Source organism: Nocardia sp. CA-136227 (genome assembly GCF_050955695.1).
Classification (GTDB): Bacteria; Actinomycetota; Actinomycetes; order Mycobacteriales; family Mycobacteriaceae; genus Nocardia.
On sequence record NZ_CP192081.1, the window covers coordinates 610,875 to 636,923 of the forward strand.

Here is a 26,049-nt window from a genome sequence, read left to right on the forward strand (position 1 = left end):
GCCGATCCCCTCCCGTCCAGACATGTAGACATGAACCCGGCCCGCGGCTCTCCTACCCTCGCCGCCCGGCCGCTCGAGATCAAGATCAGGAAGTCACCCGCATTGGGTGGCCCGCGGATTTGCGGATCACCAGAGGATGATGTCCGAGGTGTCCGGATCCGCGGTGGCGGGGTCGATGCCGCGCGGGGACAGCGTGAACAGCTCCGCGTCGCGGTGCGGGAAAGCCCAGCGCAGACAGTCGATCTGGTACTCGGTGACGGCGCCGGTGTCGGGGTCGCGCAGCAGGACGGTGTCATCGGCGAGCACGGCGGGCGGGCACGGGGTGTTCCAGACCCGGTCGAACTCGGGGCTGGCCCGGCAGGCTTCGCGGATCTCGCGGACCCGGTCGGCGGGGGTGTTGGCGAGCGAATACTCGGTCAGGCCGAAGACCAGGCGGTGGATGAAATCGACCCAGTTCACCATGTATCGGCCGGCGCGCGGGTCGTTCATCGTGGCGACGATGACATTGAGCGGCCGGTCCCGGGAGCCGAGCCGCGGGTCCAGCCACGGGAACAGCCGGACCGCAGCGGTATTGGCGGCGAGGATGTTGTTCTCCGGCACCTGGTGCAGCGAGGCGGGTCCGCGCAGATTGCGCATGAAGGTCAGCATGCCGTCGGTCACCGAACCTCCGGCGGCGGCCGACACCGACAGGTCGTCGCCGGTGGCGATGGACCACAGCACCCGCCGCCGGTTCACCGGGATCTCGAAGAGCGCGGCCAGCGCGTTGAGCATGCCGGGATGCGGGAGGCGCTGGCCGTTCTCGATCTTCTCGTAGCCGCTGCGGGACATGTGCAGCGCCTCGGCGACGGCGCGCTGGGTCATGCCGCGGCGGAGTCGCTCCCGCTTGAGGTACGCGCCGAGTGATATCCCGTGGGGGCCTTCGGACTCGGGACTGTCGGCGCGCATCGATCACACAGGATAAGCCATGTAGAACGGCTCCCACTGGTGGCCGTCGGGGTCGAGGAAGGTGCGGCTGTACATGCCGACCTCGGCCTCCTGGGCCCGCCGGTCCGCACTGACCTCCTCCTGGCCGCCCGCGGCGAGGGCGGCCTCCACCAGCGCGTCGACCTCATGGTTGCTGCCCAGGGCGAGCGCGTAGACACTGCCGACGGTGCCGCGGGTGTCGCCCAGCGGGCGGCGGCCGAAGGTGGTGAAGAACTCGTGCGTCAGCAGCATGACGCAGATGTTGTCGTCGACCACGATGCAGGCGGCATTGCCGTCGGTGAAGTCCTGATTCACCTTCCAGCCGACGGACTCGTAGAAGCGCTTGGACCGGTCCAGGTCGGCGACGGGCAGATTGATGAAGATCATCTTGCTCGGCATGGTGGCGCGTTCCCCTCTCATTCGATGTACTGATGAGGACGAAGCGGGTGCGGGAAACTCATCGGTCGTGCGAGAGTTGCCGGTGGAGGTGCCCGATGAGCCACAGCTATCTGATCGCTCTCACCGGCAGCGGGGGAACGGTTCCGCCGGAGCTGGGGGTGGTGCGGCGGCTGGTACGCCGGGGCCATCGGGTGACGGTGCTGGCGGAGGAATCGCTGGCCGAGTCGGTGGCCGCGACCGGCGCGCGGCTGCGCCTCCGGGCCGGGGCCGGGTTCGCGCGCGACACCGCCGACGAGATCGACGCGAATCGGCCCGATCTGGTGCTGGCCTCGTTCTTCGCCTTCGGCGCCATGGTCGCCGCGCAGGCCTGTGAGACGCCGTTCTCGGTGCTGATCCCGGGTGTCTATCCGCTACCCGTGGAGGGTGGTCCGCCGCCGGGCACCGGCTTCACGCCCGCGCACGGACCGGTCGGGCGGCTACGTGACCGCTTGGTCGGTTCGCTGGTGCAGCGGCGCTGGGACGAGGAGCTGCTACCCAAGCTCAACGCCCTGCGCTCGGATTTCGGGCTGGAACGTCTGGCGCACTACCAGGATCAGGCGCGACTGGCCCGCCGCCAGCTCGTCTTGTCCAGTGCCGCTTTCGATTTCCCGGGTCAGGGACCCGACGGGGTGCGCTGGGTCGGCCCCATCCTCGACGAACCCGACTGGGTCACCGACACCACCTGGACCCAGACCGACGGCGGCGATCCGCTGGTGCTGGTCGCGCTGTCCACCACGTTCCAGCATCAAACCGACTGCCTGCAAAGGATTTCCGAGGCCCTGGGCCAGCTACCCGTGCGCGGCGTCATCACCACGGGCCCCGCGATCGATCCCGCCGAACTCCGTGTGCCCCACAATGTGTCGGTCCTGCGCGACGCCCCGCACCGCGAGCTCATGCGCCACGCCAGCCTGGTCGTCACCCACGGCGGCCACGGCACGCTGATGAAATCCTTCGCCGCCGACCTGCCGGTCGTGGTCCTCCCGCACGGACGCGACAATGCCGACAACGCCGCCCGCGTCCGTGGTCACGACGCCGGAATCGTCTTGCCGCGCACCGCCACTCCGCAGCGCATCGCCCGGGCCGTCCGCCACACCCTGCGCACCCCGGCCCACTATCGCGCGGCCGCCGAGCTGGGCCGCGCCATCCGCCGCGACGCGCGCGGAGAGGCGCTGCTGCGCGAGCTGGAACCGTCGCCCGAACACCCCGAACAGGTGGGGGAGCGGGTCTTCTCGGTGCGCGAACTCGAGTCCTGAGCATCCGCGCGACACCGGAGGTTTGGCCGAATTTCGCGTGCCACCGGCCGGATATGGCTGGCACGCTGCGGTTTCTCTGTTTAGCGTGAGCCGCATGGATTTCCTGGCCGTTGTGCGCGAGAAGTTGAACGAGTTCGGCGAACTGATCACGCCGGAGGTCGAGCTGTCCGCGCCCGTCCCGGCCTGCGGCGACTGGACCTTCTACGACCTGGTCGACCATGTCGGTCAGGGGAATCTGTGGGTGACCGCGGCGGTCCTGGAGCAGCGGGGCGACTTTCAGGGCGAGCCCGCGCCCAAGGACGCGGCAGGGCTGCGGACCTGGTACGACGGCACGGCGAAGGCGATGATCGACGCCCTGTCGGTCGATCCCGAGACTCCGGCCTGGACCTTCACCTCGCAGATGCCGCGCAAGGTCGGCTTCTGGCAGCGCCGACGCGCGCAGGAGACCCTCATGCACCTGTGGGACGGACAGGACGCGCTGGGCGCGGCCGAGGCGTTCGATCCGGCGCTCGCCTCCGACGGCGTGACCGAGGTGTTCGAACTGTTCGCGCCCCGCATGATCCTGCGCGGCCTGGCGAGCGAGCCGACCGCGGCGATCAGCGTGCGCGCCACCGACACCGGCGACAGCTGGACCTACGGCCCGGGCGCGCCGGTGGCCGAACTCTCCGGCACCGCCTCGGATCTGCTGCTGGCGCTGTGGGCGCGCAAGGAGCCCGACGACGCCGCGCTCAGCTGGCAGGGGAACTGGGCGGAGGGCAAGCAGGTCCTCGCGGGTCCGCTGGTGCCGTGACGGCGTAAACCGTTCCCCGGCACGGAGAACGGCGAGGTGGCGACACGGAAACGGCGAGGCAGTGGCCGGTATGGGAGCCACCGCCTCGCCGTCGGCCGCGTTTGCAGGGTCGGCCGAGTCTCCAGGCCCAACCGGGCCGGGGGAGCTGTTCGTTCCTACTGCGCGTCGGCGAGCAGGGAGCCCAGGGCGCGCAGGTGATCGGTCGCGCCACCGAGTGCGAACTCGTTGTGCTTGGCCGCCGTGAAGTACTGGTTCACGATGTGGTCGCGGTCGATGCCGACGCCGCCGTGCACGTGCACCACGGTGTGGGCGACGCGGTGTCCGGCCTCGGCGGCCCAGAACTTGGCGGTGTGCACCTCGGCGGTGGCGGGCAGGCCCTCGGCGATCCGCCAGGCCGCCTGCTGCACGGCCAGGCGCACGCCCTGCACGTCGATGTAGCCGTCGGCGAGGCGCTGGGCCACGGCCTGGAAGCTACCGATCTTGCGGTTGAACTGCTCGCGCTCGCGGGCGTAGTCGGCGACCAGTTCCAGGCCCTTCTCGACCACGCCGAGCTGGGTGGCGGCCAGGCCGAGCCAGGCCCGCTCCAGCAGCCAGGTCAGGACCTCGCCGCCCTGTTCGAGGGTGCCCACCAGTTCGGCGGGGGTGCCGGCGAATTCGACCTCGGCCTCGGGGGAGCGGTCGGTGACGATCTGGTCCTCGATGCGCACCGAGGCGTGCGACGGGTCGACCAGGAAGACGGCGGGGGCGCCGTCGACGCTGGCGGACACCAGGATTCGCGCCGCCTGGCGGGCGAAGGGCACGGTGGTCTTGAGGCCGGTGAGCTGCCAGCCGTCGCCCGCGATGGCGGTGGTGACGGGCTTGGCCGGCTCCCAGTTGCGCTCCTCGCTCAGCGCGGCGGTGAGGATGATCTCGCCGGTCGCGGCCTGGGCGGCCAGCTCGCGCTGGGCGGCGGAACCGAACTGCGCGAGCGCGCCCGCGCCGAGCACGATCGACCACAGGTAGGGCACGGGGGCGACGGACTTGCCGATCTCGCGCAGGATCGCGGTCTGCTCGAGCACGCCGAAGTCGCTGCCGCCCACGCTCTCCGGCAGGGCCGCGGCCAGCACGCCGGTCTCGGCGAGCGAGTCCCACAGGCCGGAGTCGAAGCGCACGGTGCGGTTGCCGTCGGCGTCGGTGTTCTTGTCGAGCTCACGCAGCCGGTCGGCGGTGACCAGCTTGCCGGTGACCTCGGCGGTGAGGCGGGCCAGATCCTGCTGCGCCTCGGTGAGGGTGAAATCCATGATGGGTACCTTGGTTTCGGTTAGCGCGCGGCGGCGGGCTGCTTGAGGGCGGTCATGGCGATGATGTCGCGCTGCACCTCGTTGGTGCCGCCGCCGAAGGTGAGGATCAGGCAGGCGCGGTGCATGCGCTCGAGGCGGCCGCGCAGCTGCGAGCCGGCCGAGTCCTGGCGCAGGTAGGCCTGCGGGCCGAGGATCTCCATCAGCGCCCGGTAGGCCTCGGTGGCCAGTTCGGTGCCGTACACCTTGGTGGCGGAGGCGTCCCACGGCCGCGGCGCGGCGTCGCCGCCCTGGTCGGCGCGCGAGGCGATCTCCCAGTTGGTCAGCTTCAGGTATTCGACCTTGGCGTGGATGCGGGCCAGCGAGATCTGCACCCATTCCTGGTCGATGACGCGCTGGCCGTTGGCGGTCTTGGTGTTGCGCGCCCACTCGGTGACCTGGGCGACGGCCAGGGCCAGCGGCGCGGAGGAGGTCAGCGCGACGCGCTCGTGGTTGAGCTGGTTGGTGACCAGCGCCCAGCCGCCGTTCTCCGGGCCCACCATGTCGGAGTGCTTGACCCGCACGTCCTGGTAGTAGGTGGCGGAGGTGTCCGGACCGGCCATGGTGTGCACCGGCGTCCAGGAGAAGCCCTCGGCGTCGGTCGGCATGATGAACATCGAGATGCCCTTGTGCTTCTTGGCGCTCGGATCGGTCCGGGCGGCCAGCCACACGTAGTCGGCGTAGGCGATGAGGGAGGTCCACATCTTCTGGCCGTTGATGATCCAGTCGTCGCCGTCGCGGACCGCGGAGGTGCGCAGCGAGGCCAGGTCGGTGCCGGCGCCGGGCTCCGAATAGCCGATGGCGAAGTGCAGCTGACCGGCGGCGATCTTGGGCAGGAAGAACTTCTTCTGCTCTTCGGTGCCGTAGTGCATGATGGTCGGCGCGACCGAGTTGATGGTCAGGAACGGCACCGGGGCGCCCGCGATGGCGGCCTCGTCGGTGAAGATCAGCTGATCCATGGTGGACCGGTCCTGGCCGCCGTACTCCTTGGGCCAGCCCAGGGCGAGCCAGCCGTCGCGGCCCATCTCCTCGACGACCTCACGGTAGACATTGCCCTCGCCGTACTCTCCGGTCTGGGCCGAAAGCGCTTGCCGCCGTTCGGGAGTGATGAGCTTGGTGAAATAGTCACGCAGCTCGGCACGCAGCTGTTCCTGTTGCGGCGTGTAGGCGATACGCATAGCAGTACCTCTAGCCTTCGTTTCTCGGTTCTGCCGATCATCGCACGCGAGTGAAACATGTTCCAGTATTGGTTCCGGTTAGGGCTACTTTGCTGTTCCGGGCGGGGGTCTGCTTGTTAGGCTCGGAGAGAACCTGTGTTGAAGGAGAGAACTATGAAGGTCATCGTCGATTTCGATCAGTGCGAAGCGAACGGGATCTGCGTTGGAATCGCCCCTGACGTGTTCGATCTCGATGACGACGACAACTTGCACGTCAACGAGGTCGCGGTCACCGAGGACAACCGCAAGGACATCGAGTCGTCCGTGGCGCAATGCCCCAAGGCCGCGCTGAAGCTGGTCTGAGGCCGGCGCCGCCCGCCGGGACCGGTCCTTGCCCGGCGGGTGGAACACGTTCTAGAGTCGCCCTCGTGAGCGAATCTGATGTGAGTCTTTCCGGCCGGGTTGCCGTCGTTACCGGTGCCGGCGCCGGGCTCGGCCGGGCCGAAGCCCTCGAGCTGGCCCGCGCGGGCGCGTCGATCATTGTCAACGACCTTGCCGAGAACGACGCGGTCAGCGCAACCCTCGCCGATATCCGGGCGCTGGGTGTGAAGGCGGAGTTCGTCGGCGGCAGCATTGCCGAGCGGTCCACCGCCGATGCCATCATCCGTACCGCCGAGGAGTCCCTCGGCGGCCTGGACATCGTGGTCAACAATGCCGGGATCACCCGGGACAAGATGTTGTTCAACATGTCCGACGAGGACTTCGACGCGGTCGTCGCCGTGCATCTGCGCGGGCACTTCCTGCTGACCCGCAACGCGGCCGCCTACTGGCGCGCCAAGTTCAAGGAGACCGGTGCCCCCGTCTACGGGCGCATCATCAACACCTCCTCCGAGGCCGGTCTGCTCGGCCCTGCCGGTCAGGCGAACTACGGTGCGGCCAAGGCCGGTATCACCGCGCTGACTCTGTCCGCGGCCCGTGCCCTGGAGCAGGTCGGCGTGCGCGCCAACGCGATTGCTCCCCGCGCGCGTACCGCCATGACCGAGAACGTGTTCTCGGCGGCCCCCGACGAGGGCCCGGACCCGCTGTCGCCCGATCACGTCGCGCGCCTGGTGGCCTTCCTGGCCTCCCCGGCGGCCGAGAAGATCACCGGCCAGCTGTTCGTCGTCTACGGCCCGATGGTGGCCCTGATGGCGGCCCCCGTCGTCGAGCAGCGCTTCGACGCCGTCGGCGAGTTCACCCGTGAGGGCCTGGCCGAGAGCCTCGGCGGCTACTTCGCGGACCGGGCGTCGGACGCCACTTTCTCGGCTTCCTCTCTGAAGGATCTGGGCTGAGGTTTTCACCTCGATTCCCCGTGCGGGGGCCGCGTGTCCGCTTGACAGACCCGGCCCCCGACCCCGCGGTTGATCGCGAGATCGATCATTGGTAGGAATGGGGATCAACTATGTGTGTCGCCTCACAATGCGGCATACCTCTGACGGTTAGGCTCACCTGAACATGTTCTTGAAACTGGACACCAGTTCAGAAAGAGAGCCTGTTCAAAGCATTGGAAACCTTCCCGAACCGTATGAGAACGTGTTCTAATCTTCGGCGGGACCGAGATCACATTCAGATTTCGGTTGCTATCGCTAGGCAGGGGCAGGAGGAATAGCGGGAATGAATGAAGTCCTTGCCGTACCGCTGCGGGCGGTCGGAGGGTTCTTCGAACTCGCCGGCGCGGTCGCTCGCGCCGCAGTACGGCCCCCGTTCCAGCGACGGGAATTCATCGATCAGTCCTGGTTCATCGCCAGGGTCTCCATGTTTCCCACGCTGATGGTGGCGATTCCGTTCACCGTGCTCGTGGTTTTCACGCTCAACATTCTTTTGCGCGAGATCGGTGCGGCCGACCTTTCGGGCGCGGGTGCGGCCTTCGGCGCGATCACCCAGATCGGCCCGATGGTCACGGTGCTCATCGTCGCCGGCGCGGGCGCTACGGCCATCTGCGCCGACCTCGGCGCCCGCACCATCCGCGAAGAGATCGACGCGATGAAGGTGCTCGGCATCGATCCGATTCAGCGCCTGGTGGTTCCGCGCGTGCTGGCCTCGATGTTCGTGGCCTTCTTGCTCAACGGCCTGGTGTCCGCGATCGGCATCCTGGGCGGTTTCGTGTTCTCGGTCTTCTTGCAGGGCGTGAACCCGGGCGCGTTCGTCAACGGCATCACCCTGCTGACCCACCTCCCGGAGCTCGTCATCTCCGAGGTGAAGGCCATGCTGTTCGGTCTCGTCGCCGGACTGGTCGCGTGCTACCTGGGCCTGAACGTCAAGGGCGGTCCCAAGAGTGTCGGCGACGCCGTCAACCAGACGGTCGTGTTCGCCTTCATGGCGCTGTTCGTCATCAATGTCGTGATGACCGCCATCAGCATCAAGTTCGCGGCTCGGTGATCAGATGGCTTTCGTAATCCAGTCTCGTTTTCCCAAGGTGACCAAGCGCTTTCAGCGCTTCACCGACGCGCTCGACTCGGTCGGCAAGCACGCGGTGTTCTACGGGCGCTCGATCGCCTCGGTGCCGAAGGCACTGGTGCACTACCGCACCGAGACCATCCGGCTGATCGCCGAGATCTCCATGGGCACCGGCGCTCTCGCGGTCATCGGCGGCACCGTCGTGATCGTCGGCTTCCTGACCCTGGCCGCGGGTGGCACCATCGCCGTGCAGGGCTACAGCTCGCTCGGCAATATCGGCGTCGAGGCCCTCACCGGCTTCTTCGCGGCGTTCATCAACGTTCGCATTGCGGCGCCGGTCATCTCGGGCATCGGCCTGGCGGCGACGCTGGGCGCGGGAACCACGGCACAATTGGGGGCCATGCGCGTCTCCGAAGAGATCGACGCCCTCGAGGTGATGGCCATCCGGCCCATCCCCTTCCTGGTGGGCACCCGCATGCTGGCGGGCATCCTCGCCATCATCCCGTTGTACTCACTGGCGGTCATCGCCTCGTTCATCGCCTCGCGCTTCGCGACGGTGCAGATCTACGGGCAGTCGGCCGGTGTGTACGACCACTACTTCTCGACCTTCCTGATCCCCAGCGACATCCTCTGGTCCTTCGCACAGGCGATCTTCATGGCCATGGCGGTCATGCTGATCCACACCTACTACGGCTACAACGCCGCGGGCGGACCGGTCGGCGTAGGCGTGGCGGTAGGTAATGCGGTGCGGGCCTCGCTGATCGCAGTCGTCACGGTGACGCTGCTGATGTCGCTGGCCATCTACGGCACCTCCGGCAATTTCCATCTCTCCGGGTAGGGGCGGGACGAACATGGTCCAACAACAAGGCGGCACGGCGAGCCCGATCGGCACGCCGTTCGTCCAGAAGCCGGCGCCGAAGCGCCACCTCGACCAGGGGTGGGTGATCCGGCTGGCCGGCGCCGGTATGGTGCTCGGCCTGGTCGCCGTAGTCGTGTTCTGCCTGGTGAGTTTCGCCGGCGGTTTCACGAATACCGCTCTGGTGACCGTCAATTCGCCGCGCGCGGGTCTGGTCATGGATCGCGACGCCAAGGTGAAGATCCGCGGTGTCGAGATCGGCCGGGTCAAGTCGATCGACCAGACGCCCGAGGGCGCGCGCATCGAACTCTCCATGGATCCGGACAAGCTGAAGCTGGTGCCGGCCAACGCGACCGTGGACATCAACTCCACCACCGTGTTCGGCGCGAAGTACATCAACTTCATCGAGCCGCAGAACCCGTCGGGGCAGCTGCGCGCGGGAGCCGTGGTGCAGGCCGATGGCGTGACCGTCGAATTCAATACGCTGTTCCAGCATTTGAGCGACGTGCTCAACAAGGTGCAGCCGGAGAAGCTGAACGCCACGCTGACCGCGCTGGGCACCGCCCTGCAGGGTCGCGGCGAGAAGCTGGGCCTGCTGCTGTCCGACAGCGACGAGTTCCTCAAGCAGATCAACCCCTCGCTGCCCACGTTGCAGGAGGATCTGCGCAAGACCGCCTCGGTGACCGGCACCTACGCCGACACCGTGGGGGATCTGCTGCGCGTCACCGACAACATGCAGGTCACCGGTAAGACCATTACCGATGAGCAGGCGCGTGTGGATGATCTGCTGACCAACCTCATCGGGTTGGCCGACACCTCGAACTCGGTGCTGAAGCCCAGCGAGAACGATCTGATCAAGTCGCTGAACCTGTTGCGGCCCACCACGGATCTGCTGTTCGAGTACCGGTCGGCGCTGTACTGCACCATCATGACCTTCGGTATGAACGTTCCGCTGATGGACGAGCTCATCGGTGGCAGGTACCCGGCCTTCGCCATGAACGCCGGAATCATGCCCAGCGGTACGCCGTACTCGTTCCCCGAGGACTTGCCGAAGGTGAACGCCACCGGTGGCCCGCACTGTGAGAACACCTACAAGCTGACTGGCGGTCAGAAGGCCGACTACCTGATGACCGATACCTCGGAGGGCCACATCTGGGCCCCGGCCACGCAGCCGCATCCGTCCAAGACCGTCTTCGAGATCCTGTTCGACCAGCTCCCGGGGGTCGGTAAGAAGTGAAATTCAAACCACACGCCACCACTGTCAAACTCAGCGTTTTCGGCATCGCCATGCTGCTGATCCTGGCGCTGTTGGTGGTCGTCTTCAGCCAGATGCGGTTCGCCCGCGAGACCGGCTATCGCGCGGTGTTCACCTCGTCCTCGGGCATGCTGCCCGGGTCGAAGGTGCGGATCGCGGGTGTCCCGGTCGGTTCGGTGAGCCGGGTCTACGTCGGCAAGGACCACCAGGCGCACGTCGAGTTCGATGTGGACCGCAAGTACAAGCTCTACGCCAGCACCAAGGCGGCCATCCGCTACGAGAACCTGGTCGGCGACCGCTACCTCGAACTGATGGACGGACCGGGCACGGCGACCGCGCTGCGCTCCGGCGGCACCATCGACCTCGACCACACCCAGCCCGCGCTGGATCTGGACATGCTGCTGGGCGGGTTCAAACCGCTGCTGCGTGGTCTGAATCCGACCCAGGTCAACAGCCTGACCGAGGCGCTGCTGCAGATCTTCCAGGGACAGGGCGGCACGCTGGTCTCGCTGCTGAACAGCGGCGGTGACTTCGGCAAGACCCTCGCCTCGCGCGATGCCCTGATCGGCAGCGTGATCGAGAACCTGAAGACGGTGCTGGCCACCATCGACGACCGCGACAAGGCGTTCGGCACCACCCTGGACGAATTGCAGCGTCTGGTCAGTGGATTGGCCGCGGACAAGGACCCGATCGGCGCGGCCCTGCCCCGGATCGCCGGAGCCACCGGTGATCTCACCGAACTGCTCCGGACGGCTCGGCCGGACCTGAAGAACACGGTGGAGCAGTTGGGCCGCGCGGCAACGACTCTCGACGACAGCCGCGACGAGCTCCAGACCGTGCTCGCGGCGCTGCCGAGTACCTACAAGAAGCTGACCCGCATCGGTGCCTACGGATCGTTCCTGAACATCTACGCGTGCAGCACCGACATCATGTTCACTGGGCCCGACGGCAAGGACGTGCGTCTCGCCCTGCCTGGCAGCCAGTTCGACGGGAGGTGTGGATAGTCATGGGACAACGCGTCATCAATATCGGCGTCATCGGCATCGTCGTGGTCGTGAGCATCTGCCTCACCGCCCTGCAATTCGATCGGCTGCCCTTCGTCCGCTCGGGCGCGCAGTTCAGCGCGTACTTCGCCGACGCGGGCGGGCTGCTGCCGGGTGATCAGGTCCAGGTGGCCGGCGTGAAGTCCGGCCGGGTGGACAAAGTGGCGCTGGACGGCCCGAAGGTGAAGGTCTCCTTCACCCTGGACGAGTCGATCGTGCTGGGCACCAAGACCACCGCCGCGATCAAGACCAACACGGTGCTGGGCCGCAAGTCGCTCGAGGTGGCTCCGGAAGGGGACGGCGCGCTGCAGCGCGATCAGCCGATTCCCCTGGAGCGCACCACATCTCCGTACTCGCTCAACGACGCGTTGCAGGATCTGTCCGGCACCGTGAAGGACCTCGACATGGACCGGGTCAACCAGACCCTGGACGCGCTGTCGACCACCTTCAAGGACACGCCGGCTCCGCTGCGCTCGGCGCTGGACGGCATCACCCAGCTGTCCAAGAGCATCAACACCCGCGACAAGGCGCTGACCGAGCTGCTGGGCAAGGCCCAGGGCGTCACCAAGGTGCTGTCCGATCGGGCCGCGAAGATCAATTCGCTGCTCGTGGACGGCAACAGCCTGCTCGGTGAACTGGATGCCCGCCGGGGCGCGATCAGCCAGCTGATCACCTACATCAACGGCCTGGCCAAACAGCTCAGCGGCGTCGTCAACGACAACCAGGCGGCGCTGAAACCGGCGCTGGACAAGTTGAATTCGGTGCTGGCGCTGCTGCAGAAGAACAAGCAGAACATCTCCGACGCGCTCGACGCGCTCGGCCCCTACGCCAGTGCGCTCGGTGAGCAGGTCGGCAGCGGTCCGTACTTCCAGGCGTACGTCGTCAACTGGAACAGCCCGATGCTGCAGGCTCTTTCGGACGCGCTGGTCTGGCCGCAGAACCTGCCCGAAGCGCTGAAGAACATGCAGAGCGGCGGCCTCCAGCCTCGCCCGCTGATCACGGAGCTGCCGAAATGACGACTTTGCTCAGTAAAATCCGCGGTCTGCCGCGCTGGACCCGCGTGGCGGCGATCGTGACCTTGGCCGCGATCGTGGCCGGGGGTGTGTACACCGGGGTCTCCCGGATCGGCAAGCCGCAGATCACCGCCTACTTCCCGTCCACCGTCGGCCTGTACAAGGGCGACGAGGTGCGGATTCTCGGTGTCCGCGTGGGCACCATCGACTCCGTGGATCCGGGCAAGGACAAGGCCACGGTCAAGATGACCATCGACCGCGGCATCGACATCCCCGCCGACGCCAAGGCCGTGCTGGTCTCCCCGTCGGTGGTGTCGGCCCGGTTCATCCAGCTGGCGCCCGCCTACACCGGCGGCGCGAAGATGCACGACGGCTCGGTCATTCCGCTCGAGCGCACCGCCGTCCCGGTCGAATGGGACGACATCAAGGCCGAATTGAACAAGCTGGCAACGTCTCTCGGCCCGGTCGGCGAGGACAAGCAGGGCTCGTTCGGGCGCCTGGTCAACACCGCCGCCGACAATCTCGACGGCAACGGCCAGGCCTTCCGCGACACCCTCCGCGAGCTGTCGGCCACGCTGACCACGCTGTCCGACGGTCGCACCGACCTGTTCGGCACCATCAAGAACCTGCAGCAGTTCGTGGACGTGCTCTCCAAGAGCAACGACCAGATCGTGCAGTTCGGCGGCCGGCTCGCGTCGGTGTCGCAGGTGCTGGCGGGCGTATCCGGTGATCTCGGAGCGGGTTTGGACAATCTGGACTCCGCGGTCTCCGACGTGAAGAAGTTCCTCGACGAGCACGGCGGGGCGCTGAGCACCGACCTGGCGCAGCTCGCCGATGTCACCAACACACTGGTGCAGAGCAAGCCGCAGATCGAACAGGTGCTGCACACCGCGCCGACCGCGCTGGTGAACTTCTATCAGCTGTACAACCCCGCGCAGGGCACCGTCGCCGGCTATCCGGTATTCGCCGGCTTCAACTCACCGTTGAGCTTCATCTGTGGCTCCATCGACACCCTCTCCACCGGCAACGGCCACGAGAGCGCCCAGATGTGCGCGCAGTACCTGGCCCCGGTGATCCAGAACCTGGCGATGAACTACCCGCCGCTGCTGCTGAACGACGGCACGGGCGCGACGGCGATGCCGCACCAGCTGGTGCCCAGTACGCCCGACGTCGCCGCGCGGTACGCCGCGCAGGGTGAACGGGCGCCGGTCGGGATCCCGAACGGGCTTTCGGGTCTTGCCATTCCGGGAGGGAACTGATGAATACGCGTCGCCGCGGGGTGGCAGGCCTGGCGATCGGTGTCGCGGTCGCTCTGAGCGTCACCGGATGTGACTGGGACGGCCTCAACACCGTCTCCATGCCGGGTTCCGCCGGAACCGGTTCCGATGCTTGGCACATCAAGGTGCAGATGCCGAATGTCACCACCCTGACCCGCAATTCGCCGGTCCTGGTGAACGACGTGACTGTCGGCACCGTCACCGGTATCGAGGTGCAGGACTGGCACGCGCTGGTCAGCATCGGACTCGACAAGGACGTGAAGCTGCCCGCGAACGCCATCGCGAAGATCGGGCAGACCTCACTGCTGGGCAGTAATCACGTCGAATTGGCCGCACCGGCCGATGTTCCCGCCACCGGGCAGCTGCACGACGGTGACACCATCACGCTGGAGCGGGCGGGACAGTACCCGACCACCGAGCAGACGCTGTCCTCGTTGTCGGTGGTGCTCAACGGTGGCGGTATCAGCCAGCTGGAGAACATCACCCACGAGCTGAACACCGCTTTCACCGGCCGCACCGACTCCATTCGCGATCTGCTGCCGCAGTTGAACCAGATGGTCGGGACGCTCAACGCCCAGACCACCGACATCATCAACGCCATGAGCGGGCTGGATCGCGTCTCGGGAACGCTTGCGCAGGAGAAGGATCGGGTGGCGAGCGCAATCGACAACATCCATCCCGCGCTGACCGTGCTCGCGAACAAGCGGGAGCAGATCACCAACGCGCTGACCGCGGCGGGTGACCTCAGCGAGGTGGTCAAACGGATCATCGACAACGCCGGTGACGATCTGAAGGCCGAGATCGCCGATCTGGGACCGACTCTGGAACAGATCGCCAACACCAGCGACAACTTCGCCAGGTCGCTGAACATGGCGCTGACCTTCCCGTTCCCCTTCAAGTACATCGACCGGTACATCCGCGGTGACTACATGAACGTGAAGATCACCTTCGATCTGACCGCGGCCCGGCTGGATTCCAACTTCCTGACCGGAACCCCGCTGGGTGGACGGTTCGGCGGTGTTGAGGGCGCGCTCGGGCAAGGAGCAGGTGTAGCGGGCGATCAGGGCGATCCCGCCAAGACTCCGCTGCAGCAGCAACCGCCCTCGACCCAGCCGTCGCCGACCGTGCCCGGCATGCCGGGCCTGAACATTCCGGGCCTGCCCGCCATTCCCGGAATCACCGTGCCGCAAGGGGATCCGGGCAAATGAAACTGAGTCGCTTCGTCAAGATTCAGCTCGCCATCTTCACCGTGCTGACCGTCATCGGCATCACGGTGATGGGTGGGGAGTACGTGAAGCTGCCCGCCATGTTCGGCATCGGCCGGTATGACGTGACGGTGAAGCTGGCCGCTACCGGCGGTCTGTACGAGCATGCCAATGTCGCCTACCGCGGAACCAATGTGGGCAAGGTGAATTCGGTGGTGCTGACCCCGCAGGGGGTCGACGCCAAGCTGTCCATCGAATCCGACTTCAAGATCCCGTCCGATGTGGACGCCTGGGTCAAGTCGGTCTCGGCCATCGGTGAGCAGTACGTGGATCTGGTGCCCAAGGACAACCCGCAGGGCGGCAATCTGCGTGACGGTTCGGTCATCCCGATCGATCGCACCAAGCTGCCGATGGATATCGGCGGCATTCTGGACCGCACCGACCGGCTGCTCTCCAGCGTCGCGGACACCCGCCTGCAGCAGGTGATCGAGGAGGCGTTCGTCGCCTTCAACGGCGCCGGACCGGATCTGGAACGGCTGCTCGACTCCGCGTCGCTGCTGGTCCAGGAGGCCAAGACCAATACCGACGCCACCAAGGATCTGATCGACAAGATCGGCCCGCTGCTGGATACCCAGATCGAGTCCGACTCCGCCATCCGCGGGTGGACCAGGGACCTGGCCACCGTCACCGATCAACTGCGGGAGCACGATCCGGCGCTGCGCAATGTCATCGACCACGGTCCGGGTGCGCTCAACAAGGCCACCAAGCTGTTCGAGGACCTGAAGCCGACCGTGCCGCTGCTGGCGCAGAACCTGGTCAGCCTCGGCCAGGTCGGCGTCACCTACCACGCCAGCGTGGAGCAGTTGCTGGTCGTTTTCCCGCCGCTGGTCGGTGCGTTGATGACGCTCGCCAAGGGCAGCCCGACCGAGTACGGTGGCAAGGTCGACTTCAAGATCGGCCTCAATGACCCGAAGGGCTGCACCACGGGTTTCCTGTCACCGGAGGAGCGGCGCTCGCCCAACGACTACACCGGGCCCACTCCGGAGACCCAGAAGGGGCTGTACTGCAAGATTCCGCAGAACTCCCAGGACGTGGTCCGCGGTGTCCGCAACAACCCCTGTATGGATGTGCCGGGCAAGCGCGCGGCGACCGTGGAACAGTGCCATGCCCCCGAGGGCTACCAGCCGCTCGGTGACAACCCGGCCTTCGGTAAGCCGAACCCGGTGGACAACAACGGCAAGCCCACGTTCACCCCGAGTTCGCTGGAGACCGGCGGGCAACCGGGAGCCGCGCCTGCGAGTGTGACGACGAGAACGTACGATCCGAAGAGTGGCACGTATCTCGGGCCGGACGGTGTACTCACCCGCCAGGCCGATATCGGGCCCGATGGTTCCGGCATCGTGCCGGCTAACTGGCAAACAATGCTTCAGGAGCAACAACGATGAGTGATCCCACGGTGGTGAACAGCAAGAACCGGCGAAAGGCGGTGCGGTCAGAAGGACCGCCCGTGCACGACGGGGATGCTCCCGTGACAGCGGACACCACCGTGAAGGTCGAGAGCGCCGCGGTGGAAGCCGCGGCCATCGACCTCGCCAAGGCCGACGCCACGCCCGTGGCGAAGGCCGCGGTTGCGGTTGCGGATGATTCGCCCGAGGCGCCCGCAGCTGCCTCGGACGACTCGGCCGCCGACGAGCCGCTGGTCGTGACCGAGGGCGCCCCGGCCATCGCGGCCGACGCCGACGAGTCCGAGGACACGGCCGACGAGGAGTCGAAGGGCGGCCGCAACTGGCCGGTCCTGCTGCTCGGCGCCGCCGCGGCGCTGTGCCTGGTCGCGCTGGCGACCAGCCTGATCTTCTGGATTCCGGCGCACAACGCCGCGGACAAGAACGAGCAGCTGCGCGCGGACTACACCCAGACCGCCAAGCAGGCCGTCCTCAATATCACCACCATCAAGGTGGACACCGTCAAGGACGACATCAACCGGGTGCTCTCCGTGGCGTCGGGTCAGCTCAAGGACGAATACTCCTCCCGCAGCGATGCTTACGCCGATGTCATCAAGCAGGCGAACGTGAAGGCCAGCGGCCAGGTCGTGGAGACCGCCGTCGAGTCCTACGACGACAACTCCGCCCAGATCCTGGTCGCCGCCAAGCAGAACCTCACCAATGCCGGCACGGATCAGCCGCAGCAGCGCGTCTACCGATTCCGGGTGACGATCACCCACGACGGTGACCATTTCACCGCCTCGAAGCTGGAGTTCGTCTCGTGAACCAGAACCGCATCCGGATCTCGGCCATCGCGGCCGTCATGGTGGCCATGCTGGCGGCAGCCGGCTGGTTCGGCTACGACGCCTGGCACATGAAGCAGCTCGATCACGCCCGCACCGATTCGGTGGACGCCGCCCGCAAGACGGTCGAGTCGATGTTCAGCTACAACTTCAACTCCGTCGACAAGGAATTGCCCAAGGTCGCCGACGACCTCTCCGGTGGCTTCAAGGACGACTACCTCAAGCTCGTCAACGAATCCATCGCCCCCGGCGCCAAGGAGAAGCAGCTCACCGTCATCGCCTCCACGCAGGCGGGCGGCGTCATCGACGTCGACACCAAGCACGCCAAGGTGATGCTGTTCCTCAACCAGATGACCACCAGCAAGGACAACCCCCAGGCCACCGCGAGCGGCAGCCGGGTGCGGGTCGACCTGGAGAAGAGCGGCAACCGCTGGCTCGTCTCGGAGGTCACCCCGATCTGAGGCCGGGGAAGCACGCCGAAGCACAGGGCGCACAGCGAAATGCTGTGCGCCCTGCGCGTTTGCCAGTAGGTGGACGGTCGCCGCGCTAAGTGGAAGCGGACCGTTCAGGATGTAATGCATGGGTACCAAGAACACGCGCTGGACCGCCGCCGATATCCCGGATCTCCACGGGCGCACCGCGATCGTCACCGGGTCCAGTGCCGGGCTGGGACTGGAGACCGCGCTGCGGCTGGCCGAGCACGGGGCGCGTGTGGTCATGGCCTGCCGGAATGCGGAGAAAGCCGGGGCGGCAGCGGATCTCGTTCGGGCGCGGGTGCCGGACGCCGAATTGTCGTTCGTGGAGCTGGATCTGGCTTCGCTGGATTCGGTCGGCAAGGCCGCGGCGCGGCTGCACGACGAGGTCGAGCGGGTCGATCTGCTGATCAACAACGCGGGGATGCTGGGCCGGACGCGGAGCCTCACCGTGGACGGGTTCGAGACGACCTTCGCGACAAACCATCTCGGGCCGTTCGCGTTCACCGGGCTGGTGCTGGACCTGTTGCTCGCGGCGCCCGCGGGGCGGGTGGTGGCCGTGACCACGGGGCTCGCCTCCAAGAAGGAAGCCGCGATCGATCTCGACGATCTGTTCTTCGAACAGCGGCCCTACAAGGGATTCCAGGCGTACGCGCAGTCGAAGCTGGCCAATGTGCTGACCGCGTTCGAACTGCAGCGGCGGCTCAATGGCACGGATGCCGAGCTGATGTCGATCGCCGCGCATCCGGGGGCCGCCGAATCGGATTTCGCGCAGAATCTCGGGCCCGTCCTCACCTACCTGTCGCGGCCGTCGCTGCGCTGGGTGTTCCGGGTGGCCATGCAGACCGTGGAGATGGGTGCGCTGCCGATGCTGCGGGCGGCGACCGATCCCGCCGTCCAGCCCGCAGATCTGTTCGGGCCGACCGGGTTCACCAAGGGCTACCCCGTCCTGAACGCGCCCAGCGAGCAGGCGCTCGATCCGGAACTGGCGGCGCGGGTGTGGGCCGAATCCGAACGGCTCACGGGTGTCACCTACCGGTTCGGCGAATTCGGCGGCGAGACAGCGGAATAGGCCGCATTACGGCGAACGCCCCCTGGGAACTCCAGGGGGCGTGCGAGTTTCGAGCGGTCAGCGGCTCAGGTCCGGGTCCAGATCGTCGTCGGTGAGCAGGGCGCTGCCCGCGACGCGGTCGGTGGCCAGGGCGTCGAGGAAGGCGCGGGCCCACCGGTCGACGTCGTGGGTCAGGACCTGGCGTCGCATGGAGCGCATGCGCCGGCGGCGGGTGTCACGGTCGTCGTCGATCGCGCCGATCAACGCGTCCTTGACGCTGTCCAGGTCGTGCGGGTTGCACAGGTAGGCCTGCCGCAATTCGGCTGCCGCGCCGGTGAACTCGCTCAGCACGAGTGCGCCGTTGAGGCTGCCCTGGCAGGCCACGTACTCCTTGGCGACCAGGTTCATGCCGTCGCGCAGCGGGGTCACCACCATGACGTCGGCGGCCACGAAGAACGCGATCAGCTCCTCGCGCGGGATGGGGCGGTGCAGATAGTGCACCACCGGGTAACCCACCCGGGCGAACTCACCGTTGATGCGGCCCACCTGGCGTTCGATATCGCCGCGCATCTGCTTGTAGGACTCGACGCGTTCGCGGGACGGCGTGGCCAGCTGCACCATCACCGTGTCCGTGGGATCGATGCGGCCGTCGTGCAGCAGCTCCTCGAGCGCGGCGAGCCGGATGTCGATGCCCTTGGTGTAGTCGAGGCGGTCGACGCCCAGCAGGATCGTCTTCGGATTGCCCAGTTCCGCACGGATTTTCGCGGCCCGCTCCCGCACATCGCGGCGACGCGAATACTCGTCCAGTTCCGCGGAGGTGATGGAGATCGGGAACGCGCCCACCCGCACGGTGCGGAAACCCACCTGCACCACACCGAGTTTCGAACGCACGCCCACATTGCCGCGCGACGTCGGCTGCCCGGCCAGCCTCCTGGCCAGATACAGGAAGTTCTGCGCGCCGCCCGGGAGATGGAAGCCGATCAGGTCGGCGCCGAGCAGGCCCTCGACGATCTCGGTGCGCCACGGCATCTGCATGAACAGTTCCACCGGCGGGAACGGAATGTGCAGGAAGAAGCCGATGGTCAGGTCGGGGCGGAGCATGCGCAGCATCTTCGGCACCAGCTGCAGCTGGTAGTCCTGGACCCACACGGTCGCGCCCTCGGCGGCCACCTTCGCGGTGTACTCGGCGAAACGCCGATTCACCTGCACGTACGCCTGCCACCACTGGCGGTCGTAGACCGGCCGCACGATCACGTCGTGATACAGCGGCCACAGCGTCGCGTTGGAGAAGCCCTCGTAGTAATCGGCGACCTCGTCGCCCGACAACGGGACGGGATGCAGTTCCAGACCGTCCTCGACGATCGGATCGAGCTCCACGTCCGGGACGCCGGCCCAGCCGACCCAGGCGCCCTTGTTATTGCGCAGTACCGGTTCCAGTGCCGTGACCAGACCGCCGGGGCTGCGCTTCCAGCGAGTGGTTCCGTCGGGCAGGCGCTCCAAGTCGACCGGGAGCCGGTTGGCGACGACGACGAAACCGGAGCCGGAGCTATCCGGGTGCACGGGTCATTCGCCTCGCGTCGGAGCGATGCCCAGCATCGACAGCAGCATGCGGCATTCGTCGGCGTCGGTGGCGTACGCCGCCACCACGCGCTGCGCCTGGCGAGCGGTTTCGTCGGCGAGCGGCTCCAGATCGTCGTCCGCGATGTCGTTTGCGCCGGTCTTCGCGGCCATCTCATGTCCTCTCGGAGAAGTCTGCTCGGTGCGAGGAGTCCATCGTATCTGCCAGGTAAGTCGGGCTTCGCCGCTGCGTGCATTGCGAGCCCTAACCGCAACGCGACCGGGGACGAAACAATCCGTCGGCCCGGACCTATACGGTGGACGCAAAGAGAGTGGCAACACCTGATGTTAGGGGTCGCAAGCATGCCGTTGGCGACGGTGAACGGAATCTCGCTGAACTACCAGGTCAAGGGAGACCGGTCCAGAGGCACCGACGTCAAGGGGTCGGCGCCGCTGGTCGTCATGATCATGGGCACCGGCAGCGGCGGCCGGGTCTGGGAACTGCACCAGGTCCCCGCGCTGGTCGCGGCCGGATACCGGGTCTGCACGTTCGACAACCGCGGCATCGCGCCCTCCTTCGAATCGCCCGCCGGGATCACCATCGAGGACCTGGTCCGCGACACGGTCGCCCTGATCGAATTCCTCGGTGAGGGCCCGGTCTTCCTGGTCGGCCAGTCGATGGGCTCGCGAGTCGCACAAGAAGTGGCGCTCGCCCGCCCCGATCTGGTCCGCAAGGCCGTGTTCATGGCCGGACACGCCCGGCTCGACCAGTTCCAGAAAACTCTCGGACACGGCGAGCACGACCTCGACGACGCCGGCGTGCGGCTGCCCGCCAAATACGAGGCCGCCATGACCGCCCTGATGAACCTGTCCCCGGCCTCGCTGGCCGACCAGCACGCCGCCCGCGACTGGCTCGACCTGTTCGAATTCACCGGTGGCCCGGTCACCCCGGGTGTGCGGGCGCAGCGCCGCATGGACCACGATTTCGACCGCACCGCGGCCTATCGCGGCATCACCGTGCCCTGCCTGGCGCTGGGCTTCGCCGACGATCGGATGATCCCGCCCTACCTCGCGCGAGAGGTCGCCGATATCATTCCGGGTGCCCGCTACCAGGAGGTTCCCGACGCCGGGCACTTCGGCTACCTGGAGCAACCGGAGGTCGTCAATAAGATCCTTGTCGAATTCTTCGTGGCCTGAACGAAGTGCAGGTAACCGCCCAGCGGTAACGCCTGCCTTGCTAGGGTCGAATCAACGTCGGGGGCTCGTTCCAACACTGCGGTGGCTGGACGATCCGTCTACGTACCCGTACACAGCGCCAGTATCCAGTGAGGTGAAATGAGCACCAATCCCTTCGATGACGAAGACGGCCGGTTCTTCGTCCTGGTCAACGATGAGGAACAGCACTCCCTCTGGCCGGCCTTCGCCGAGGTTCCGGCGGGTTGGCGAGTCGTGTTCGGCGAGGACTCCCGCGCCGCATGCGTCGAGTACGTCGAGAAGAACTGGACCGACATGCGGCCCAAGAGCCTGCGTGACGCCATGGCGGCGGACGACGCGGCTCGTCAGGCGGCCCAGTCCTGACACTCAGCGGTTAGTCCGATACTGCGCGAACGACTTCCGAACGCGGCCGTCGATGCCACGAGCGTCGACAGGCCGCGTCCCGGTGTTCGCGGTCAGCATCGTTCCGACCGGGAAGCCGGCTTTTCCGCGCAGCCGGCCACCCCGGTTATGATGGCTCCGCTTTCCGCCTCCTTAGCTCAGTGGTAGAGCACCGCTCTTGTAAAGCGAAGGTCGTCAGTTCAATCCTGACAGGGGGCTCAGTTCGAGAGAAAGGCTCCGGCCCAGGTCGGAGCCTTTTTCACGCGCTAGCCACAGCCGGAAGGCTGGCGATTGGCCTCACTTTGGACACACTCTGCTCCAGCCGGTCGGCCAGGGCATCGAGATCGTCATCGAAAAGATCCGCGTAGACGTCCAGCGTCATCGCTGCCGACTGGTGGCCCATCATGCGTTGCACCGCCTTGACATTCGCCCCCGCCGACACGGCCAAGCTGGCGGCGGTATGCCGCAGATCGTGAGCCGTGACCCTGGGAAACGTGGGGTCCGCCTTCATGCACCGGGCGACGGCACCGGCCAGCCATGAGTCCTTGGACGCGGGCGGGCCGAGATGCTCACCCTTCCGGTTGGTCCAGAGCAGATCGTCACGGCCCTTGCCCTTGCATTCCTTCGCCAACTCATCGCCAACGAACTTGGGCATGGGCACCTGGCGGTGCTTGTGGCCCTTCAGGGTGCCCACCTCGATCTTGGTGCCGACCATGACGGCGTTGTCGATCAGGGAGATGCGGCGCTTCAGGAACTCGATGTAGCGGACCCGCAGCGCGGCCACCTCACCCCAGCGCGGCCCGCAGTAGCAGAGCAGCAGGATCAACGGCCGGTATTGCTTGGCCTGATCGGCCAGCGCGAACACCTGCTCATGCGTGAGGTAGACGTTCGGCTTGCGGTTGCGCTTGGGCAACTTCACGCCCTTGGCGGGATTCGTGATCAGCCTCCGGTCGGTCACCGCGTCGTCCAGGACCATCTTCAGCACGCGGATGGCGGTCTCGATGGTGGACGCGCTGAGCCCCTTCTTGCCGTTGCGCCCGGTCTTCGGGTCGGTGGCCAACTCCGCAACCCATGCCTTCACGTCGGTGGTCATGATGGCGTTGATCGGAGTCTTACCCCAGCGCGGTTCGACGTGGATACGCCATGCGCTGTCATAGCTGCGGTATCCCGAGGGCTTCATATGGCCCTTCTGGCGCGTGAGCCAGTCCGGGCCGAGTTCGCCCACGGTGATCTTTCCGGCAGAGGGCGGCACGTAGGAGCCGGTCACCTTCTGGACTTCCACGCTGTTGGCGAACTGCTCCGCATCCCGCTTGCGCTTGAACCCGCGCTTGCGTGTCGTCGTCCGATCGGGCTTGCGGTAGCGGACTTCCCAGAGTTCCTTGCCGCTGCCGGTTGTGTACGGGTACACCTTCGCCATCTTCTACTTCCCTCTCGTGGTGGTTGGGGCCGTGACGTGGTTTTTGAGTTCGGCGAGCATTCGCCGCGCCACCTGCCCCTTGTGTTGGGCGCTTGAGTCCTTCCCGGCGCGCTCATCGCGTTCCATGCTGAAGGTCTTGCGCCACAACGTCATTGAGTGCCGTGTCAGCTCGCCGACTGTCAGTCCTAGGGATTTCGCCGCTCGCTGGTCGGCGAGCCCGGTGCCCATCGAGACCGCTACGTCCAGCGGATCGAGCGCGCTGGCGCTGGAGATGATCCGACTTGTCGCCACCTCCACCGAAGGCAATTCGTCGGTGAGGAAGCCCCTGAGCCAGGAGGCGGGCGCGGTGAGCCCGCCATCGAGTCGGACGCTGGTGTCCCCGTCCAGGAGATCGGCAAGCCGTACCGGAACCTGCGACGCCAAGGTGAGTGCGGCGCAGTAGATCGCAACCGATGAGAGCGACGGAGTAGACCGCCCCGACTCGAAATCGCCGACCCGGCCGGTTCTCCACTGCACACCGAATACCTGTGCCGCTTGGGCGACGGCATCGAGCGTGACTCCGCGCTCGACCCGAAGTTGCCGGGCTCGGTGGCCGATGAACTGCCCGAGCGGCATGGCGTCGTCGTGACTCATCGAAACCTCTCTCGTGGTGGGGGCCGAGATAACACGGCATCACACACCATAACACCATCAAGTCACGCGAATAGACGTGACTTGACAATCTGGCTGTATTCGGTGCGTACTGGTGTCAAGTCACGAGATAAGACGTGACCCGATGGAGGGAGTTTCGATGAGTCGATCCAGCCTGCCGGGGTTGTCCGCCCTGCTCACCCCTGCCGAAGTGGGGAAGGTGCTGCACAAGACGGAGGACAGCCTGGCTCAGCTCCGGTATCGCGGGCGCGGCCCCGTGTTCGTCAAGGCTGGCCGCCGGGTCCTGTACCGGCGGGAGGACGTACTGGCGTACCTGGAAGCCAATCGCTACGAGCGTACGGATACCCCGGCGCGGAACCGCTGAACGCCGATTCGACTGAAGGCCAATGTAATTCAGATCGGAGAGGGTGAGTGACCACCGAAACGCCGCGCGGCCCCCAGCAGGAGACCGGGAGCCGCGAACACACCGAAGTGACCAGCACCGAGCCTACCGGCGGCACGGCACCGGCCGAATACTTGTGGCCCGCGCAGGTCGCCCTCATGGCCGATTTCGACCCCGACGACTACGTGGAGAAGTTCCCTGACGCAACGGTTCGGAAGGCCATCTTCACCGCGCATTTCAAGTTCGATCATGAGCGGCCGTTCACCTTTCGCGACTGTGAGGTGCCCGTGCGGGTCGGCGCGGTCGATCACCTGATCGGCGAGACTCCGAGCCGTGCCGAAGCGGCGGCCGATGCGGTCGATCTGGGACTCGATGACCCCCATGAGGTCATGGCCCGGCTGAAACGGCAGCGGGCCGAGCGGTTCCGAGACCGGGACAAGCGGAAAGCGGTGGAGAAGGCCGAGCGCGCCGCCACCATGCCGGAGATGGCCCTGTTCGATTTCGATCGGGACTTCGCCCAGTTGACCGCACCCGTGGCGCTGATTCCGGGCCTGATCGCCACAGGCTCAGCCGTCCAGGTGATCGCGGAGCCGAACGTGGGGAAGACGTTCCTGGCTCTGGGGTGGGCGTGTGATCTGGCATCGCGGGGCAGCGCGGTGGTCTATGTCGTGGCCGACGATTCCACCTACCAGTTCGTCCGGCGGGTGCTCGGGTGGTGCGCGGCGCATGACGCGCAGCCGCGCGACATCTTCCGGTACCTCCAGTTGTTCACTCGTGCAGCGCAATTCGCTGATGACACCGACATCAGTGCGCTGGCCGCCCTGGTGCGGGAGCGTGCGGCTGTCCTGGTGGTGTTCGACACCCAGCACCAGTGCTCGGAAGGGTTGGACGAGAACAGCAACAACGATTCCAGGGCGATCACGGCCGCGCTGGTCCGGCTGACCAAGCTGGGTCCGGCGGTGGCGCTGGTCCACCACACCGGGGACGGCAAGACCGGGCGCGGCGCGAAGTCGGTTCACGGCTACTTGACCACGGTCCTGTCCGTCACCGAGGTGGAGCAGGAGGGCGGGCGCTACCTCCAGGTGCGGGCGACCAAGCAGAAGAACATGGAGCGCGGTAACCCGGTGCTCTACCCGCTCGAGCGGGTAGAGATTCCCGAGGACATGCGGGCGGGAGTGATCGCCGATGCCGACGCCTGGACCCTGGTGGCCCGCACCCGGATGGACCCGTTCGACGTGGCCGGAGGCGACCGGGGCGGGCTGATTTCCGATATCCGGATGTACTGCGCTCTGGCCGCGCTGCGCAGCTCGCCGAATGCCCTGCCCGTCACCAAGGTGGCCAAGTACATGCGGGAGGCTGCCAAGCCAATGCTGGCGGCCAAGGGGCTGTTGCCCGTCGGTGGTCGCCTCCCCAAGGGCTTCACCGACCAGGCGGTGAGCACGCTGCTCATGTCCATGGCCAAGGTGCCGGAAGGGGCGGTGGAGGGTCTGGCCGCCGAGGATTCCACGACGCGCATCACCTACTACGACGCGACCGAGGCCGGTGAGGCGGAGGCGGTCCGATTGGCCGAAGCGCTCGGAATCCGGTCCGAAAACATGGAATGAGCTGCGGATATGACCACCGGTGACGGCGAGAT

Annotated in this window: 27 protein-coding genes and 1 tRNA gene; 20 read left to right on the plus strand and 8 right to left on the minus strand. The window is 66.7% G+C overall.

What is annotated here, in order from left to right:
* Nucleotides 1-126: 126 nt before the first annotated feature.
* Nucleotides 127-945 (minus strand): helix-turn-helix domain-containing protein, encoded by an 819-nt coding sequence (locus ACQP06_RS02860; protein WP_433670259.1) that lies wholly within the window; start codon nucleotides 943-945, stop codon nucleotides 127-129.
* A gap of 3 nt (nucleotides 946-948) precedes the next feature.
* Nucleotides 949-1,383, minus strand: coding sequence for a VOC family protein (locus ACQP06_RS02865; protein ID WP_433670261.1), 435 nt, complete (start codon nucleotides 1,381-1,383; stop codon nucleotides 949-951).
* 74 nt (nucleotides 1,384-1,457) lie between these two features.
* Here ACQP06_RS02865 and ACQP06_RS02870 point away from each other — a divergent pair, with 74 nt between their 5' ends.
* Nucleotides 1,458-2,654, plus strand: coding sequence for a glycosyltransferase (locus tag ACQP06_RS02870; protein ID WP_433670263.1), 1,197 nt, complete (start codon nucleotides 1,458-1,460; stop codon nucleotides 2,652-2,654).
* Nucleotides 2,655-2,748: 94 nt separating this feature from the next.
* Nucleotides 2,749-3,444: a maleylpyruvate isomerase family mycothiol-dependent enzyme gene (locus tag ACQP06_RS02875; RefSeq protein WP_433670265.1), complete on the plus strand. Its 696-nt coding sequence runs from the start codon at nucleotides 2,749-2,751 to the stop codon at nucleotides 3,442-3,444.
* A 155-nt stretch (nucleotides 3,445-3,599) separates the two neighbouring features.
* On the opposite strand, the gene ACQP06_RS02880 is transcribed toward ACQP06_RS02875, so the two are convergent.
* On the minus strand, nucleotides 3,600-4,724 hold the full coding sequence (locus ACQP06_RS02880; RefSeq protein WP_433670267.1) for an acyl-CoA dehydrogenase family protein: 1,125 nt from the start codon (nucleotides 4,722-4,724) through the stop codon (nucleotides 3,600-3,602).
* A gap of 20 nt (nucleotides 4,725-4,744) precedes the next feature.
* Complete coding sequence (locus tag ACQP06_RS02885) at nucleotides 4,745-5,938, minus strand: acyl-CoA dehydrogenase family protein (protein ID WP_433670269.1); 1,194 nt, start codon at nucleotides 5,936-5,938, stop codon at nucleotides 4,745-4,747.
* 153 nt (nucleotides 5,939-6,091) lie between these two features.
* Between ACQP06_RS02885 and ACQP06_RS02890 the strand changes: the two genes are divergently transcribed.
* The 13 genes from ACQP06_RS02890 (at nucleotide 6,092) to ACQP06_RS02950 (ending at nucleotide 18,831) form a co-directional block, all read left to right on the plus strand.
* Nucleotides 6,092-6,280, plus strand: coding sequence for a ferredoxin (locus ACQP06_RS02890; protein ID WP_213558270.1), 189 nt, complete (start codon nucleotides 6,092-6,094; stop codon nucleotides 6,278-6,280).
* Complete coding sequence (locus ACQP06_RS02895; RefSeq protein WP_433670271.1) at nucleotides 6,250-7,248, plus strand: 3-oxoacyl-ACP reductase; 999 nt, start codon at nucleotides 6,250-6,252, stop codon at nucleotides 7,246-7,248. The genes ACQP06_RS02890 and ACQP06_RS02895 overlap by 31 nt, the downstream gene beginning before the upstream one ends.
* A 322-nt stretch (nucleotides 7,249-7,570) precedes the next feature.
* A complete protein-coding gene (locus ACQP06_RS02900; RefSeq protein ID WP_357282736.1) occupies nucleotides 7,571-8,335 on the plus strand; it encodes an MlaE family ABC transporter permease in 765 nt (254 codons plus the stop codon).
* A gap of 4 nt (nucleotides 8,336-8,339) precedes the next feature.
* The gene (locus tag ACQP06_RS02905; RefSeq protein WP_433670273.1) at nucleotides 8,340-9,191 is read left to right on the plus strand and encodes an MlaE family ABC transporter permease; all 852 of its coding nucleotides are present in this window, start codon (nucleotides 8,340-8,342) and stop codon (nucleotides 9,189-9,191) included.
* A gap of 13 nt (nucleotides 9,192-9,204) precedes the next feature.
* A complete protein-coding gene (locus ACQP06_RS02910) occupies nucleotides 9,205-10,446 on the plus strand; it encodes an MCE family protein (protein ID WP_433670275.1) in 1,242 nt (413 codons plus the stop codon).
* Nucleotides 10,443-11,468, plus strand: a complete 1,026-nt coding sequence (locus tag ACQP06_RS02915) for an MCE family protein (RefSeq protein ID WP_433670277.1) — start codon at nucleotides 10,443-10,445, stop codon at nucleotides 11,466-11,468. Before ACQP06_RS02910 ends, ACQP06_RS02915 begins: the two co-directional genes overlap by 4 nt.
* A 2-nt stretch (nucleotides 11,469-11,470) precedes the next feature.
* A complete protein-coding gene (locus ACQP06_RS02920; RefSeq protein ID WP_433670278.1) occupies nucleotides 11,471-12,523 on the plus strand; it encodes an MCE family protein in 1,053 nt (350 codons plus the stop codon).
* Entirely contained in the window at nucleotides 12,520-13,779 is a 1,260-nt protein-coding gene (locus ACQP06_RS02925) for an MCE family protein (protein WP_433670280.1), read from the plus strand. The genes ACQP06_RS02920 and ACQP06_RS02925 overlap by 4 nt, the downstream gene beginning before the upstream one ends.
* Nucleotides 13,779-15,005 (plus strand): MCE family protein, encoded by a 1,227-nt coding sequence (locus tag ACQP06_RS02930; RefSeq protein ID WP_433670282.1) that lies wholly within the window; start codon nucleotides 13,779-13,781, stop codon nucleotides 15,003-15,005. Before ACQP06_RS02925 ends, ACQP06_RS02930 begins: the two co-directional genes overlap by 1 nt.
* Complete coding sequence (locus ACQP06_RS02935) at nucleotides 15,002-16,447, plus strand: MCE family protein (RefSeq protein ID WP_433670284.1); 1,446 nt, start codon at nucleotides 15,002-15,004, stop codon at nucleotides 16,445-16,447. Before ACQP06_RS02930 ends, ACQP06_RS02935 begins: the two co-directional genes overlap by 4 nt.
* Nucleotides 16,444-17,268, plus strand: a complete 825-nt coding sequence (locus ACQP06_RS02940) for a hypothetical protein (protein ID WP_433670286.1) — start codon at nucleotides 16,444-16,446, stop codon at nucleotides 17,266-17,268. The genes ACQP06_RS02935 and ACQP06_RS02940 overlap by 4 nt, the downstream gene beginning before the upstream one ends.
* Nucleotides 17,265-17,747, plus strand: coding sequence for a h domain protein (locus tag ACQP06_RS02945; protein WP_433670288.1), 483 nt, complete (start codon nucleotides 17,265-17,267; stop codon nucleotides 17,745-17,747). Before ACQP06_RS02940 ends, ACQP06_RS02945 begins: the two co-directional genes overlap by 4 nt.
* 118 nt (nucleotides 17,748-17,865) lie before the next feature.
* Nucleotides 17,866-18,831: an oxidoreductase gene (locus ACQP06_RS02950; RefSeq protein ID WP_433670290.1), complete on the plus strand. Its 966-nt coding sequence runs from the start codon at nucleotides 17,866-17,868 to the stop codon at nucleotides 18,829-18,831.
* A gap of 57 nt (nucleotides 18,832-18,888) precedes the next feature.
* Here the strand turns inward: ACQP06_RS02950 and ACQP06_RS02955 are convergent, their stop codons facing one another.
* Both ACQP06_RS02955 and ACQP06_RS02960 read right to left on the minus strand, forming a co-directional pair.
* On the minus strand, nucleotides 18,889-20,370 hold the full coding sequence (locus tag ACQP06_RS02955) for an alpha,alpha-trehalose-phosphate synthase (UDP-forming) (RefSeq protein WP_433670292.1): 1,482 nt from the start codon (nucleotides 20,368-20,370) through the stop codon (nucleotides 18,889-18,891).
* A 3-nt stretch (nucleotides 20,371-20,373) separates the two neighbouring features.
* Nucleotides 20,374-20,541: a hypothetical protein gene (locus ACQP06_RS02960; protein WP_167659823.1), complete on the minus strand. Its 168-nt coding sequence runs from the start codon at nucleotides 20,539-20,541 to the stop codon at nucleotides 20,374-20,376.
* Nucleotides 20,542-20,730: 189 nt separating this feature from the next.
* Between ACQP06_RS02960 and ACQP06_RS02965 the strand changes: the two genes are divergently transcribed.
* The 3 genes from ACQP06_RS02965 to ACQP06_RS02975 all read left to right on the plus strand — a co-directional run bounded on the left by ACQP06_RS02965 (nucleotide 20,731) and on the right by ACQP06_RS02975 (nucleotide 22,182).
* Nucleotides 20,731-21,564, plus strand: coding sequence for an alpha/beta fold hydrolase (locus ACQP06_RS02965; RefSeq protein WP_433670294.1), 834 nt, complete (start codon nucleotides 20,731-20,733; stop codon nucleotides 21,562-21,564).
* 138 nt (nucleotides 21,565-21,702) lie between these two features.
* Nucleotides 21,703-21,945, plus strand: a complete 243-nt coding sequence (locus tag ACQP06_RS02970) for an MbtH family protein (protein WP_019931522.1) — start codon at nucleotides 21,703-21,705, stop codon at nucleotides 21,943-21,945.
* 165 nt (nucleotides 21,946-22,110) lie between these two features.
* Nucleotides 22,111-22,182 (plus strand) — tRNA-Thr (locus ACQP06_RS02975).
* 40 nt (nucleotides 22,183-22,222) lie between these two features.
* On the opposite strand, the gene ACQP06_RS02980 is transcribed toward ACQP06_RS02975, so the two are convergent.
* On the minus strand, nucleotides 22,223-23,380 hold the full coding sequence (locus ACQP06_RS02980) for a tyrosine-type recombinase/integrase (protein ID WP_433670296.1): 1,158 nt from the start codon (nucleotides 23,378-23,380) through the stop codon (nucleotides 22,223-22,225).
* A 3-nt stretch (nucleotides 23,381-23,383) separates the two neighbouring features.
* Nucleotides 23,384-24,013 carry a helix-turn-helix domain-containing protein gene (locus tag ACQP06_RS02985; protein ID WP_433670298.1) on the minus strand — a complete coding sequence of 210 codons (630 nt, stop codon included), beginning with the start codon at nucleotides 24,011-24,013 and terminating at the stop codon, nucleotides 23,384-23,386.
* 157 nt (nucleotides 24,014-24,170) lie between these two features.
* Here ACQP06_RS02985 and ACQP06_RS02990 point away from each other — a divergent pair, with 157 nt between their 5' ends.
* Together ACQP06_RS02990 and ACQP06_RS02995 are read left to right on the plus strand one after the other, a co-directional pair.
* Nucleotides 24,171-24,395, plus strand: coding sequence for a helix-turn-helix domain-containing protein (locus ACQP06_RS02990; RefSeq protein ID WP_433670300.1), 225 nt, complete (start codon nucleotides 24,171-24,173; stop codon nucleotides 24,393-24,395).
* A 47-nt stretch (nucleotides 24,396-24,442) separates the two neighbouring features.
* Complete coding sequence (locus ACQP06_RS02995) at nucleotides 24,443-26,017, plus strand: AAA family ATPase (RefSeq protein ID WP_433670302.1); 1,575 nt, start codon at nucleotides 24,443-24,445, stop codon at nucleotides 26,015-26,017.
* Nucleotides 26,018-26,049: the final 32 nt, after the last annotated feature.

Excerpts from the sequence above, each read along its gene's own strand:
- ACQP06_RS02950 (WP_433670290.1), top strand. The coding sequence starts at position 17,866 with ATGGGTACCAAGAACACGCGCTGGACCGCCGCCGATATCCCGGATCTC.
- ACQP06_RS02965 (WP_433670294.1), top strand. The coding sequence starts at position 20,731 with ATGCCGTTGGCGACGGTGAACGGAATCTCGCTGAACTACCAGGTCAAG.
- ACQP06_RS02920 (WP_433670278.1), top strand. The coding sequence starts at position 11,471 with ATGGGACAACGCGTCATCAATATCGGCGTCATCGGCATCGTCGTGGTC.
- ACQP06_RS02935 (WP_433670284.1), top strand. The coding sequence starts at position 15,002 with ATGAAACTGAGTCGCTTCGTCAAGATTCAGCTCGCCATCTTCACCGTG.
- ACQP06_RS02985 (WP_433670298.1), bottom strand. The coding sequence starts at position 24,013 with ATGAGTCACGACGACGCCATGCCGCTCGGGCAGTTCATCGGCCACCGA.
- ACQP06_RS02910 (WP_433670275.1), top strand. The coding sequence starts at position 9,205 with ATGGTCCAACAACAAGGCGGCACGGCGAGCCCGATCGGCACGCCGTTC.
- ACQP06_RS02900 (WP_357282736.1), top strand. The coding sequence starts at position 7,571 with ATGAATGAAGTCCTTGCCGTACCGCTGCGGGCGGTCGGAGGGTTCTTC.
- ACQP06_RS02895 (WP_433670271.1), top strand. The coding sequence starts at position 6,250 with ATGCCCCAAGGCCGCGCTGAAGCTGGTCTGAGGCCGGCGCCGCCCGCC.
- ACQP06_RS02930 (WP_433670282.1), top strand. The coding sequence starts at position 13,779 with ATGAATACGCGTCGCCGCGGGGTGGCAGGCCTGGCGATCGGTGTCGCG.
- ACQP06_RS02875 (WP_433670265.1), top strand. The coding sequence starts at position 2,749 with ATGGATTTCCTGGCCGTTGTGCGCGAGAAGTTGAACGAGTTCGGCGAA.
- ACQP06_RS02970 (WP_019931522.1), top strand. The coding sequence starts at position 21,703 with ATGAGCACCAATCCCTTCGATGACGAAGACGGCCGGTTCTTCGTCCTG.
- ACQP06_RS02870 (WP_433670263.1), top strand. The coding sequence starts at position 1,458 with ATGAGCCACAGCTATCTGATCGCTCTCACCGGCAGCGGGGGAACGGTT.
- ACQP06_RS02860 (WP_433670259.1), bottom strand. The coding sequence starts at position 945 with ATGCGCGCCGACAGTCCCGAGTCCGAAGGCCCCCACGGGATATCACTC.
- ACQP06_RS02980 (WP_433670296.1), bottom strand. The coding sequence starts at position 23,380 with ATGGCGAAGGTGTACCCGTACACAACCGGCAGCGGCAAGGAACTCTGG.
- ACQP06_RS02905 (WP_433670273.1), top strand. The coding sequence starts at position 8,340 with ATGGCTTTCGTAATCCAGTCTCGTTTTCCCAAGGTGACCAAGCGCTTT.
- ACQP06_RS02990 (WP_433670300.1), top strand. The coding sequence starts at position 24,171 with ATGAGTCGATCCAGCCTGCCGGGGTTGTCCGCCCTGCTCACCCCTGCC.
- ACQP06_RS02880 (WP_433670267.1), bottom strand. The coding sequence starts at position 4,724 with ATGGATTTCACCCTCACCGAGGCGCAGCAGGATCTGGCCCGCCTCACC.
- ACQP06_RS02865 (WP_433670261.1), bottom strand. The coding sequence starts at position 1,383 with ATGAGAGGGGAACGCGCCACCATGCCGAGCAAGATGATCTTCATCAAT.
- ACQP06_RS02940 (WP_433670286.1), top strand. The coding sequence starts at position 16,444 with ATGAGTGATCCCACGGTGGTGAACAGCAAGAACCGGCGAAAGGCGGTG.
- ACQP06_RS02925 (WP_433670280.1), top strand. The coding sequence starts at position 12,520 with ATGACGACTTTGCTCAGTAAAATCCGCGGTCTGCCGCGCTGGACCCGC.
- ACQP06_RS02885 (WP_433670269.1), bottom strand. The coding sequence starts at position 5,938 with ATGCGTATCGCCTACACGCCGCAACAGGAACAGCTGCGTGCCGAGCTG.
- ACQP06_RS02960 (WP_167659823.1), bottom strand. The coding sequence starts at position 20,541 with ATGGCCGCGAAGACCGGCGCAAACGACATCGCGGACGACGATCTGGAG.
- ACQP06_RS02890 (WP_213558270.1), top strand. The coding sequence starts at position 6,092 with ATGAAGGTCATCGTCGATTTCGATCAGTGCGAAGCGAACGGGATCTGC.